Here is a 12984-nt window from a genome sequence, read left to right as displayed (position 1 = left end):
CCATCATTGTCCGCATCTATGTCCAAGAAATTATAATTGTTATCACCATCTTGGTTGTCATTTGGATAGCTATTCGGTGCACCATCACCATCCGTATCAGCTCCTGTTCGAGTAGTCGCATTGGCACTATTCGCTCCATTCGTATCGGTTCCTACTGCCAATGCATTGGTTGGATCACCATCTACCACATCATTAAAGCCATCTCCATCGGCATCGGCATAAGCATCTTCTTGACCATCTCTATTCGCATCTGTTCCGCCTGCTTCTTCGATATCCAAAATACCATCGTTGTCCGCATCTAAATCTAAATGATTGTATACATTATCCCCATCCAAATCACCGTTAGGCATACTGTTTGGATTTCCATCACCATCAGTATCTGCACCCGTTAATAACAAGGCATCTGATGTATTCGCTCCATTCGTATCGGTTCCTAATGCCAATGCATTGGTTGGGTCGCCATCTACCACATCATTATAACCATCGTTATCGCTATCGGTATAGTTATCGGCACGTCCATCGCCATTTGCATCGGTACCCCCTACTTCTACTACATCTGGAATGCCATCGTTATCCGCATCTAAATCTAAGTAATCTAAAATACCATCACCGTCAGTATCTCCTGTTGGGTAATCTTCTGGTGTACCATCCCCATTGGTATCTTCACCCGTCAACTGCAATGCATTTGATGTGTTCGCTCCATTCGTATCGGTTCCTACCGCTAAAGCATTGGTTGGGTCACCGTCTACCACATCGTTATAACCATCTCTATCATTATCTATATAACCATCCGCACGTCCATCACCATTCACGTCGGTTCCGCCTGCTTCTACTACATCTGGAATGCCATCGTTATCCGCATCTAAATCTAGTTGATCTAAAATGCCATCTCTATCGGTATCTCCTTCAGGATAACTATCCGCACGCCCGTCCCCATTACCATCTGCTTCTGTCAGTTGTAGAGCGTCAGCACTATTTTCTGGTATGCCATCATTTCCTACATCGCCATCTACCACATCGTTATAACCGTCATTATCCACATCTACATAATTATCCACACGTCCATCACCATTTTCATCAGTACCTTCTGCTTCCACCACATCTGGAATGCCATCGTTATCCGCATCTAAATCTAAATGATCTAAAATACCATCTCTATCGGTATCATTATTGGGATAGCTATCAGGAATACCATCTGAATTGCCATCTGAATTGGTAATAATCAATACATCCACAAGGTTTTCTGAAGTACCATCATTGCCAACATCCCCATCTACCACATCATTCCATCCATCTCCGTCAGTATCAGTATAATTATCAATACGTCCATCACCATTGACATCGGTACCTCCTGCTTCTACAATATCTGGAATTCCATCATTATCCGCATCTAAGTCTAAATAATCAGGTAATAAATCTCCATCTGTATTTGTAACTGCTATGTCGTTTCCTGCTGATCCAACGCCTGGAATTTGATAATTTGCTTCTACATTTGATATACAAGAAGAAGCCGTTGCACAGAAATTAGGATCTACATCTGCGTCTGCCTGAAAATCAATCACAACAGTTCCATCGTTATTCCACAAATTCCAGTTTGCTTGAGAGATTACAACGCTAAAATTCATTGGAGGGTTAGAACAATCTGCATAAGCACTATTATCTGAATTGGTTCTATTAAATGTACCCAAATTGACACCACCTTCTCCAGTTAATGTAAATTCAGCACCATTAAAACCATAAGCTCCAAATACAGAGAATGACAATGTAACATTACCTACCGCATCGGTTGTACCAGATGCAAATGAAATAGTATGTGCTGGTGAAACTACTGTCTGGCAATCATCTGCGGATGTATTGGTTACATTTGTAGTTCCAGCCACGCTTGAATCATACAAATCAATTAAACCATCATTATCCGCATCGGTTGTGCCATCGACCAATCCATTTCCGTCCGTATCAACGCCTCCTGCCTCTACAATGTCAGAAATACCATCATTGTCAGAATCCAAATCATACGAATTGATAACAGCATCCCCATCCGCATCAAAATTATCATTGACACCATCCATATTGGCATCTACAAATCCAGGAAAATCAGGATCCAAATAGTTTGGAATACCATCCCCATCAGCATCTAACAAAGGATCGGTTGGATGTTCAACTAAATCGGGTATACCATCATTATCATCGTCTATGTCTATATTGTCTGCAATACCATCTCCATCTTGATCACAGTCGGGTGTCGTTCTAGGAAAAGGAGCAGAAGATACATCATAAGACCAAAACCATGTATTAATTGTTCTAGCATTTCCAAAGTCATCACATAAGGCTGCTGTTGTAGAGCCTCTTCCTGCTGTTGGAGCGGGTATTGCAAATGTTGCACTACCATCCCAAGCATGTGCTGGACCAAAAACACCTTCTAGCATATTTGTTGTCGCAACTCCTGCCCCTGTTGTATTATGTGTTGCATTAACACTACAATTCCCCACATTTCCTAAATTTGTATCGTCCCAATATAGCTTTCTTGGTCCCAAAGCTGGGAAAAATGCTGTTACAGAAAAACCGTTTCCATTTAACTCTGCATCATGCATTGGAATGTTTGTTCGACCTCGAAATAATGTAGCAGTTACCAAGAAGTTAACATTCCCTGCAACTGGATTCCCTTGTCCATCTAAACCATCCCAACTTAAGACATGGTTGCCAGCTACCAAGTCATATAACTCTAAGACTCTATCTGAGGTGCCTGCTTGATAGCCGACAACACCATTTAAATCCAATAGGATAGCAACATCTCCTGGATCAGGAATAAACAAAGGAATAAAATAATCTCCTGGGCAGCCATATACGTTACTAGGAATTGCTGGCGCATTGGAAGGCGGTGCCACTTTGAAAATATTGGTGTCTGGAATAGATAAAAAGATAGGATAACCTGTTGGCAAGGTTGGTGCATTGGCTCCTGTATAAGTAGATATTCTATCTGTCAAAAAGTTACCTCCGTTTGTAACTCCTGGTTTGTTCATTGCCAATACATAACGAAATGGTTGAAAACCAGGCTCAAAATTCATACGAACAACCGAACTATCCTCTGTATAAGCATAATAATCGCCTTCAAAAGAAAAATTGATCGCAGGAGTAAAATTAGCCGACAATGGATTGTAAGTAATAAATCCCCACTGTTGACAATTCAAACGACCTCTATAAGTTGTATTGTTTGTTTCACCTACTGTAAAATCAAAAAATGGAAAGAAAATTTCATCATTAGACGCACTTACTCCTGCGTCATTACTTCTATATAGCTCTATTACATAATCCCCGTTTTGGGTCGGGTTGAATAGAATGGGGGTATACCCCGTAGGATTCAAACCTCCAATATTAGGTCCAGCAACTGCCTGAGCATAGTTAGGAATAAACCCAGCACCTGCTGTTGGAATAGGAGTTGCGGGAACTACCTCCGCACCTGTCGGGTCTAAAATACGATAAAAACCATTGGTTGACGGTCCAGCACCACCTACCCGTTGAAAAGGGTTTAATCCAAAGTAAATGTTTTCGATCGTGTGATTTAAAATAGATATTTTCAATCTATTATCGGCAGGAGCAGCTCGATAGGTTCCTATTGTAAGATTGGGACTAACGACTAGAGCCGTTCCGTTTCCTGCGTTGGGCATTACTTGAGCAGTACCTTCTGCATTTAGTTGCGTTGTTCCTAAAAGGAATAGGGATATTACCCATAACAATTCAAGGCATCTACAATGCCTTTGGACAAAGTGTAATTGTGTTTGCATAGTGTTTTTTTTTCAGCGCATTAAACTTTTTGAAACGCAATACAATTAGTGACGTTGTATTAGCTATTTAAGAAGTGAAACACATCCATCTAAATAAAATATTTTAGTGATAATATTCCAATTAGACTATTTGGTAAAATGTATTTGGTTGATTTATTGTATTATTTATTATAATATGATTTTGATATAATCTTTAACGATAGTTTTGCAGCACAAAACTATTTTTTTTAGTAAAGCTGAGAGGATCGATTCTTGCCATTATGAGTTTTTTTTGTGCATTTTTGTGCCAAAATCTCAAAAAAGCGACTTTTTTGAACTATAAATAGCAATTATTGGAGTAGTGTTCTCAAATAGAAGTTCGCTATGCTACTATGTTTATGTTATTGTTTTAACGAACAATTACTCTAAAATTTAGGTCATAAAATTGCAAGAAAGTTTTTTTTATTACAACTGCAACTTATTCTTTTTTACAAAACTTACAAAACACTGACATTCAAAATATTAACTAAAAAGTTAAAAAAAATAAATTGGCATAAAAACATTCAATAAAAACATATATTTATATTGATATTCAATATTTTATCTTTGCCCGAAAAATAGGGCTTATTTCTATTTCTCGTCTTAACAAAAGATAATTGCCTTACTTTTCTGATACTCTTTTCTTTATCCGTGACAAGGAAACTGGTGTTATTCCTAAATATGAAGCGATTTGTTTTTGTGGTACTCTCTCTAATAAATCTGGATGTTCTTTCTTCAGTTTTAGAAATCGCACTTCAGGCTTTTCATTAATATTGTCCCATATTTTGTGCAGTGAGTTAATTAATTTGCCTTTCAAAATATGATTGTAGGCTCTTAGTAAATTGATATTGTCAAAAACCAATGCATCTACTTTTTTAATGTCAACTTGTATCAACGTTGTTTCCTCCAATGCTTGTATACATAACCTAGACGGCTCTCCTAATAATGTCGAGTACCAGTTTCCTGATAGATCATTTTCTTTATAAAAATTAATAATAATCTCCTCCCCACCTTCGTCCAAATAATACGTTTTTAGCAAACCATTCAAGACCAAAAAAACATTTGTATTAACTTCTTCAAATTTCACAAAAAACTCGTTAACATCTAGCACTTTAAAATGTACTAAATTCAGCATCTGTTCAACATCCTTATCTTTTAAGTAGGGGTATTTTTGTCGATAGTGATTAATGACTTCAAAAGATACTTCCATAAAATATTTTTTAGTTTTAAAGAGTGATCGAAGCGAATGGGCAACAAAACTTCTGTTTAAGTGAATCCAAAAATAGGGGAATCCGAAAATAAAAACTACTCTATGTTATAAAAAGCAATATTCTTGTTCTGAAATATTTGTCTAAGTAGTTCAAACGTTAGTATTTCACTTTAAGCAAGATAGGACACGCTCTAGATACCGCTATCTCTATTGAGTTAGACCATGTGTTCATTTAAAAACAGTGTTAAAGTCGACAATTTATATCTCTTACTTAAACAATTAAGGTTATTTTAGGCTAAAATAATACCTCAAAATAGTCTTTTTTATTGAAGTTCCTCCATAAGGGGCTAAAAATCCAAACGACACTATTCTATACCCAACTCACTCTTAATCAAACACATTACTACAACAAATACTCTATTAATCAACAAAATATTCAACATTCATCTGTCTCTTTCGAAGACTGTTTATCAAAAAGTAATCATATATGAAGTCTTTACTTGTATTTCTAGTCATCTGCTGTATTCAACACCTTAGCATTGCACAAAACGACTATATTATAGACATTAATGATAGAAAAATATATGGCAAGGTAATTCTATCTACTCCTGCTATAAATTCTAGCCAAATTAGCTTTAAAGATCAATCTGGTACGGTCAAAAAGTACCGCCCAGATGAAATCAAAGAATGGTCGATTGGAAACGCTACTTACCAAACCAAATTTTATGCAATCAATGAACGCAAAGGATATTCTGTTTTTATGTTGCGCCTAACCCCTCCTACAGGCAAATGCCATTTATACGAGTATTATAATACATCGGGAGATATGGGATATACGCAAACTTTTTTAGAAAAAGATAGAGCATTAACCGAAGTTGATTATCCTAGATTTAGAAAACAATTAGCAGAATATTTCAAAGAAAATAAAGAGTTGGCAGAAGATATTGCTAACAAAAAATACAAAAAGAAAGATTTATTAAAAATTATTGAGGTTTATAACGAGTGGCGGGAATTCTTGTGGAAGTAGTTCTTTTTACACTGCTGCTTTTAATTGTGCTGCCATTTATCCATAAAATGGCAAATCATCTTAGATATTTTCACCAAATGGAACAACACACAAGCCTTTTACTAAGCAACTTATTATCAAATCATTAAAAACAAATCATAGCTACCTGTATCATAAAAAGACTAAAAAATTGTTTTTGTTCAAAAGCGAGTGATTATTTGTGCAGCCAATTAAATCTAACTACCTTTGTGGCAACTTTTGGACTATTATTCTAACAAGCACAGCACAATAATCATGATCGAAACAATTCTTTTTTCTGGAACGGGTACCCGTTATCTCTCTGAAAAAATCGCAGACTATTACGGACAAAGCTTAGGTAAGGTTGTCTTACAACGTTTTAGTGATGGCGAAATGCAAACTAACATTAAGGAATCGGTACGAGGTAAATACGTATTTTTTATCCAATCAACATTTGCTCCATCTGATAATATCATGGAGTTGTTGTTAATGATTGATGCTGCAAAAAGAGCTTCTGCTGGTTATATTACAGCGGTCATTCCTTATTTTGGTTATGCACGCCAAGATCGCAAAGATAGACCCCGAGTAGCAATTGGAGCTAAATTATTGGCCAATCTGTTGATTGCAGCAGGAGCAGACCGAATTATGACCATGGACTTGCATGCCGACCAAATCCAAGGTTTCTTCGACATCCCTGTGGATCATCTAAAAAGTGAAGCAATCTTCTTCAATCACTTAGAAAAAGAAGATACTAGTAATGTTATCTTTGCTTCTCCTGATGTGGGTAGTACCAAGCGAGCTAGAGCTTATGCACAACATTTTGGTACAGGGCTTGTTATTTGTGACAAGTATCGCAAAAAAGCAAACGAAGTAGCAGAAATGACTGTTATTGGAGATGTTACAGGAAAAGATGTCATTTTGGTAGACGACATCGTTGATACAGCAGGGACGCTATGCCGCGCTGCTCAAATTTTAATCAAAGAAGGCGCAAAAAGTGTTCGTGCATTTTGTACGCACCCTGTTCTATCTGGACCAGCTTACAAACGTATCGAAGAGTCTGAGTTGACAGAAATGGTTGTAACAGATACCATTCCTTTGAAGCAGGCTTGCTCTAAAATAAAAGTAGTTCCGGCTGCTAAATTATTCTCTAGAGCTATTAGAAATGTACACGAATATCGTTCTATTTCTGCTTTGTTTGTCGAGAAAGACAAAAGCAGTTTAGTCAAGTAAATCCATAACAAATCCAAACGAGTGGTCTCACTTTATTCTGATGATGCTATCGTAGAGTAGTATTATAATGAACAAAAACTTGAGACAATTGCATTTGATGGTTACATAAAATAGAAACGTCTAGCAGGTAGGGATTGCTAGACGTTTTTCTTTTCTAAAAAAGAACCGAATTAATTTTACTAACTATGGGTTTTCTGCTATGAGTAATTCATTTTTATTACACCAATAATTAGACCAAGATACATTTTCTAAAAATTTTAACATCTATAGAGATGTATCGTAAGAAGAATGCTTTTCCTACCCCACAAAATAAGTATGCAACTCAAACATTTGCACAATTGCAACTATCAACATAACAATAAGCAAATACCGCACAAAGCCATTTGACTTAGGGTAAGTAGTTGCAAATTTGGCGGCTAGATAAGCACCGATTCCTTGCCCTATTGCCAAAACGGTTCCGATCTCCCAATCAATTTTATTTTCTACGGCAAAGATGGCAATACAAGCTATTGTATACAAAGCTATAGCTGCTAGTTTAATCCCGTTGGCATCCACCAAACTATACCGTCCTGCCAAAGCTAAAAAGACAACTAAAAAAACACCTGTCCCTACTTGTATAAAACCTGCATAAAATCCCATTAATATAAAGATAGGAATCATCCATTTGTTCATCTTGTGGCTATGATCTGTTGAACGAATCCATTTTTTGGGATTCGCTAGTACTAAAACCAACATTACCAAGAGCAGGTACTTAAAAATATCTTTAAAAGCATCGTTGTCAATATATTTGGCTGCCAGTACGGCCCCTCCGAGTGCTCCTACAAATATTGCAAGGATAATCCACCAGCTTTTCTTGACATTCAGATGTCCATTTTTATAAAAAGTCGGCAAAGCCATCAAAGCCATTGCCATAATGCCGATTCGATTCGTTCCATTGGCTATATCTGCGTCTAAACCGACTATTTGAATCAAAACATACAGGGTCAATACTGACCCTAAACCTGCTAGAGTAGCGACAAAACCTGCAAAAGCACCACATAAAACAATCCACGCATATAATTCCATACAAAGCATTTTATTCAATGAGAATTACTTAAATTGCCCATTTGAGACCACTCAATAATGAAGTTGATTAACGTATTTCTTGACACAACTCCACCAAAACACCATTGGTTGTTTTAGGGTGCAAAAAGCAAACGAGTTTGTTATCTGCTCCTTTTTTAGGCTCAGGATTAAGAATCGTAAAGCCTTCCGCTGCCAAACGTTTCATTTCGGCATGAATATCGTCAACTTCAAAGGCAATGTGATGAATTCCTTCCCCTCTCTTTTCGATAAATTTTGCAATAGGACTATCTTCTCTTGTTGCTTCTAATAGTTCTATTTTAGTCTCTCCGCACTGAAAGAAAGAAGTAGCAACTCCTTCTGATTCCACCGCTTCTACTTTGTAATGCGCTTCGCCAAATAATTTAGCAAATAAAGCATTGCTAGTACTTAAGTCTTTTATTGCGATACCAATATGTTCTACTTTCATTTTTTTTAGCTTTTTTGATAATAACCTTCTAGAGTTTAAATAAGTTGTCAAAAGTTGTCTCTTTTTTTGTCTGCAAATATAAACAAGTCAAGAACATTTTTAGCCAAACTTCAAATCTCCTCAGCTCCAAAACTTACCTCCAAAAACATTAACTATTGATTTACAAACCCTTAACACATCATTAACTATTTTATTTTGTTATGATATAGGTATTCATCAACTAAAAAAAGTACTATTTGTTACTTAAAAGCAAAATTATAGATTACTTTTGTAGTCTGTGTGCAAATTTGTAATGAATAGAGTATCATCTATATCTAAAAAATCTATAACTTTTGGACGTTCCAACAAGTAGCTAATATTTATACAAAGACCAACAGATAATTAAGCTTATATCGTCAAAAAACGATGCACAACTTGCAGGTTACAATCGTCCAACCAAAATTCAAAACATGGGTGCAATAAAATTTTTCATACAAGGCATCAAACACTTCAAAGAAGTGGGTACCTTTTCCAGATCTTCTCATTTTGTAGGGAAAACGATGACAAAAGACAAGCATGTTGACTTTAGTACTGCAAAATGTATTGTTGAACTAGGGGCTGGAGATGGACCTATTACCAAACAAATCTTGAAAAAGATGGCTCCAGATGCAAAACTGCTCTGCTTCGAAATTAACGATAAATTTTATGAAGAATTGCAAGAAAAATTTGGGCACGATGAGCGTATTACGATCATTAATGATGACGCCAAAAAATTAGGCGATTACATCCGTCAAGCAGGTTACGAAAAAGCAGATGCTGTGATTTCCGCGATTCCTTTTGTGATTATTCCCGAAGATGACATTATAGAAGAAGCACACAAATTCTTAAAAAAAGGAGGCAAATACGTTCAGTTACACTACTCTTTGGTAGCAAAAAAACGTTACGAGCGTATATTTAATAATATGGAGATTGATTTTGTCATGCTCAATGTACCTCCTGCATTTATTCACGTTTGTGAAAAACTCTAGTTTGATTTTACTGTTCATCATCATAATTTATAGGCACTCTTTTGAGTGCCTTTTTCTTTATATATTAGCAACCAAAATAGTACGATTCAAGAAGGCTTCAGAAAAAATTACATAATACGCTTCTTTGCCTGATTACTTTAAATTTATTTTGTTATTAATATCTACCCCACCAACCACTAAATTCAATTGCCTTCCATGGAACATTGGTTAGTGGAAAATACCAACCTCTATCTCATCAATAGCTTGTGCTAAACAGCAACAACAAGGTTCTATAAGTAGAAACAAGCTATTTTAGATTCTGTATACTGACATAAATTTGCCCATACAATAGCAATAGTAGTTCGTTAAAGCCTCTGCATTTTTTATCATATCAAGTGCTTGAGCATCATCAGATCCACCGCACTATATCTCAATTTATATGAAATCTAAATATTTTATTTTAGCGTTACTCTTATTCGGAACAGTAACCAACCAAGCTCAGAACCAATCTCATATTGATAGTCTGATACAGTTAGCCCAAAAAGAAACCATTGTAATCACAAAGGTTAAACTACTCAACCAAATTGCAAAAATGTATCGCTATTCGAACCCTCAAAAAGCTATTGAATACAATCAAAAAGCAATCTACTTAATTCCCAAAGACTCTTGCGATAAACTTGGCAATTTATATAGTACGATGGGAACCATCTATGGGCATATTGGCGAATTATCACAGACATTGTTTTACTTAGATAGTGCCGCAACCTTATTCACTCGTGCAAAGAGTTTTGATGAATTAGCTTCTATTTATAGTAATATGAGTGCCACTCATTTTTTTATGAGTGCGTTTCAAAAAAGCGCTGAATATCTATATAAAAGCATTCGAATTAACGAACAGTTTGGCGATACAGCAGGACTAGCCTATAATTTCGCAGCTTTGGCAGCGATGAAATATGAACTAAAAGAATTTGAAGCTTCTATTCAAATGGGCAGAAAAGTACTGGAACAATATCCTCTCCAAAATGAGTTCTTATTCATGGGAAATACGTCCCTAAATATTGGTTTAGCCTATTCAAGTATCAATAAAGTCGACACGGCTCTATTTTACCTAGATCAGGGCTTGGACTATTTTGAGAAAGAAAATTATCTAGGTGGAAAGGCTAAAATTTACAGCGAAAAAAGTTCGTTATACCTCAAACACCAACAAATAGATTCTGCCAAACAGTACATTCATAAAGCTCTAAGCCTCAAAGAATATATTACAGATCAAAATCAGAAGTTAGACATTCAAATGAGTTTGGCGAATATCTATTTTTATGAAAATAACCATTCTAAAAGTATACAACTGTATGATACAGTAAGAAAAGTAGCACACAAGATTCCTTATAGGGCAATTGAAAAAGCAGCTTTAGAAGGACTGGTTGATAATTATCAAGCATTAAAACAATATGCTAAGGTCGCTGAATATTTGCGAGCGTATATTGTATTAAAAGATACCATTCTGAATGCCGAAAAACAACAGCAGATTAAAGAAATGGAAATAAAATATGAAACCAATAAAAAAGAACAAGAAATCGCATTACTGGCAAAAGACCGTGACATTCATGCTCTAAATGCCTTGCGAAACCAACAATGGGCATATAGTGCTTTTATTATCTTGATTTTAGTCCTTTTAATCTCCTTCTTGTTGCTCCGACAAAATAAACTCCGTGCCCAGCAAAAAACAGCACAATTAAAACATCAGCTGCTTAGAAATCAAATGAATCCTCATTTTATTTTTAACGCCTTAACAGCCATCCAAAGCTATGTCTACGAAAACAATCCCAAAGCCGCAGGAGTATACTTATCTTCCTTTGCCAAACTGGTTCGGGCTATCCTCGAAAATTCAAGAAAAGAGTACATTACCCTAGATAAGGAAATTCAGTGGCTCGAAAATTATCTAAAATTACAATTACTGCGTTTTGATCACCAGTTTGAGTATCAAATTAACCTTGACCCACAATTAGACTCCTACGAATTGTTGATACCACCTATGTTAACGCAGCCTTTCATTGAGAATGCCTTAGAGCATGGTCTTAAAAACATTGACTACAAAGGAAAAATTACAATTCAATTTACAATCGAAACAACGCAGCTGTTAAAAATAAGTGTTGAAGATAATGGCATTGGTTATTCGCCCCCCTCCTCCCACGCTACCTCAACTCATAATTCTTTAGCAACTAAAATTACCCAAGAGCGACTTTTATTTTTAAATAAAAATCAAGCAAACGACATCCACTTTTCTATAAAACCAGCACAACCTTCTGGGACTATTGTTTCTTTTATCATCCCTCTTAAATCTATTTAATATGCGTGTCATAATTGTTGATGATGAAGCAAGGGCAAGAAAAGCCCTTCGCCAGACAATCCTACTCTATACTCCACACCTTGATATTGTTGGTGAGGCACACAGTGTCCCCTCAGCTATCGAGAAAATCCGAAATCACCAACCCGATTTGGTACTGTTGGATGTTCAACTAGGTGATGGCAATGGTTTTGATGTTCTAAACAAGACCAAACCCTATTCTTTTCAAGTTATCTTTATAACGGCTTACAATCAATATGCTGTAAAAGCATTCAAGGTAGCAGCTATTGATTATATACTCAAACCCATTGATCCAGAAGATTTTTTGACTGCTATAAAAAAATCGCAAGAACAAAGTTATCAAGAGAAACTAGAAGAGCGCCTAGATTTATTTTTACAACAGGTAGATTCTACGCCAAAAGTTATTAAGAAAATAAGCCTAAAAACATTAGATAGCATTCACATTATCAATATAAAAGATATTATTTACTGCCAAGGTGAGGGAAATTACACGACCTTTCATCTCCTAAATCAGGAAGAAATTATTGTGTCAAAAAATTTACGAGAGTATGAAACCTTGCTTCCTAGTCAACTCTTTTTGCGTACCCATCAATCTTTTCTGGTCAACTCTGAACACATCCTTCGGTACGATAAACGAGATAATCAGGGACTAGTTTGTTCACAAAATCATCACATTCCTGTTTCCATAAGAAAGAAAGAGGCTGTCTTAGAATTTTTAAAAAAATTATACTAAAACATCGCATTTCATTGTAACTCCAACGCTTTTTAGTCGGCTATCGGCGCTTTTTTATTACTAGAGTTTCTTCATGTAGAATCGCCTATTTTTGTAATAACAACA

Annotated in this window: 8 protein-coding genes and 1 pseudogene; 5 read left to right on the top strand and 4 right to left on the bottom strand. The window is 36.0% G+C overall.

Annotated features, from left to right (window positions below; genetic code table 11):
- Nucleotides 1-3782, bottom strand: a pseudogene (locus CG11_RS26035) (hypothetical protein); the annotation flags it as partial.
- Between the two features lie 640 nt (nucleotides 3783-4422).
- On the bottom strand, nucleotides 4423-5010 hold the full coding sequence (locus tag CG11_RS26030; protein ID WP_052599905.1) for a Crp/Fnr family transcriptional regulator: 588 nt from the start codon (nucleotides 5008-5010) through the stop codon (nucleotides 4423-4425).
- A gap of 487 nt (nucleotides 5011-5497) precedes the next feature.
- On the opposite strand from CG11_RS26030, the gene CG11_RS26025 reads away from it, so the two are divergent.
- Both CG11_RS26025 and CG11_RS26020 read left to right on the top strand, forming a co-directional pair.
- On the top strand, nucleotides 5498-6037 hold the full coding sequence (locus CG11_RS26025; RefSeq protein ID WP_052599904.1) for a hypothetical protein: 540 nt from the start codon (nucleotides 5498-5500) through the stop codon (nucleotides 6035-6037).
- Nucleotides 6038-6310: 273 nt separating this feature from the next.
- Nucleotides 6311-7264 carry a ribose-phosphate pyrophosphokinase gene (locus CG11_RS26020; protein WP_052599903.1) on the top strand — a complete coding sequence of 318 codons (954 nt, stop codon included), beginning with the start codon at nucleotides 6311-6313 and terminating at the stop codon, nucleotides 7262-7264.
- 297 nt (nucleotides 7265-7561) lie between these two features.
- On the opposite strand, the gene CG11_RS26015 is transcribed toward CG11_RS26020, so the two are convergent.
- Nucleotides 7562-8329, bottom strand: a complete 768-nt coding sequence (locus CG11_RS26015; RefSeq protein ID WP_052599902.1) for a sulfite exporter TauE/SafE family protein — start codon at nucleotides 8327-8329, stop codon at nucleotides 7562-7564.
- A gap of 67 nt (nucleotides 8330-8396) precedes the next feature.
- Nucleotides 8397-8795, bottom strand: a complete 399-nt coding sequence (gene mce / locus CG11_RS26010; RefSeq protein ID WP_052599901.1) for a methylmalonyl-CoA epimerase — start codon at nucleotides 8793-8795, stop codon at nucleotides 8397-8399.
- 449 nt (nucleotides 8796-9244) lie between these two features.
- On the opposite strand from mce, the gene CG11_RS26005 reads away from it, so the two are divergent.
- From CG11_RS26005 to CG11_RS25995, 3 genes are all read left to right on the top strand, one after another.
- Nucleotides 9245-9802, top strand: coding sequence for a class I SAM-dependent methyltransferase (locus CG11_RS26005; protein ID WP_052599900.1), 558 nt, complete (start codon nucleotides 9245-9247; stop codon nucleotides 9800-9802).
- 418 nt (nucleotides 9803-10220) lie between these two features.
- Nucleotides 10221-12128 (top strand): histidine kinase, encoded by a 1908-nt coding sequence (locus tag CG11_RS26000; RefSeq protein WP_052599899.1) that lies wholly within the window; start codon nucleotides 10221-10223, stop codon nucleotides 12126-12128.
- Nucleotide 12129: 1 nt separating this feature from the next.
- Nucleotides 12130-12879, top strand: coding sequence for a LytTR family DNA-binding domain-containing protein (locus tag CG11_RS25995; RefSeq protein WP_052599898.1), 750 nt, complete (start codon nucleotides 12130-12132; stop codon nucleotides 12877-12879).
- The last annotated feature ends 105 nt before the right edge of the window (nucleotides 12880-12984 follow it).

The sequence above is a fragment of the Aureispira sp. CCB-QB1 genome (assembly GCF_000724545.1).
Taxonomy (GTDB): Bacteria; Bacteroidota; Bacteroidia; order Chitinophagales; family Saprospiraceae; genus Aureispira.
This window is presented reverse-complemented; position numbering and strand designations above follow the sequence as displayed.

Bases quoted from the DNA above. Each gene is read 5' to 3' on its own strand.
- CG11_RS26030 (WP_052599905.1), bottom strand. From the start codon at position 5,010: ATGGAAGTATCTTTTGAAGTCATTAATCACTATCGACAAAAATACCCC.
- CG11_RS26025 (WP_052599904.1), top strand. From the start codon at position 5,498: ATGAAGTCTTTACTTGTATTTCTAGTCATCTGCTGTATTCAACACCTT.
- CG11_RS26020 (WP_052599903.1), top strand. From the start codon at position 6,311: ATGATCGAAACAATTCTTTTTTCTGGAACGGGTACCCGTTATCTCTCT.
- CG11_RS26015 (WP_052599902.1), bottom strand. From the start codon at position 8,329: ATGGAATTATATGCGTGGATTGTTTTATGTGGTGCTTTTGCAGGTTTT.
- mce (WP_052599901.1), bottom strand. From the start codon at position 8,795: ATGAAAGTAGAACATATTGGTATCGCAATAAAAGACTTAAGTACTAGC.
- CG11_RS26005 (WP_052599900.1), top strand. From the start codon at position 9,245: ATGGGTGCAATAAAATTTTTCATACAAGGCATCAAACACTTCAAAGAA.
- CG11_RS26000 (WP_052599899.1), top strand. From the start codon at position 10,221: ATGAAATCTAAATATTTTATTTTAGCGTTACTCTTATTCGGAACAGTA.
- CG11_RS25995 (WP_052599898.1), top strand. From the start codon at position 12,130: ATGCGTGTCATAATTGTTGATGATGAAGCAAGGGCAAGAAAAGCCCTT.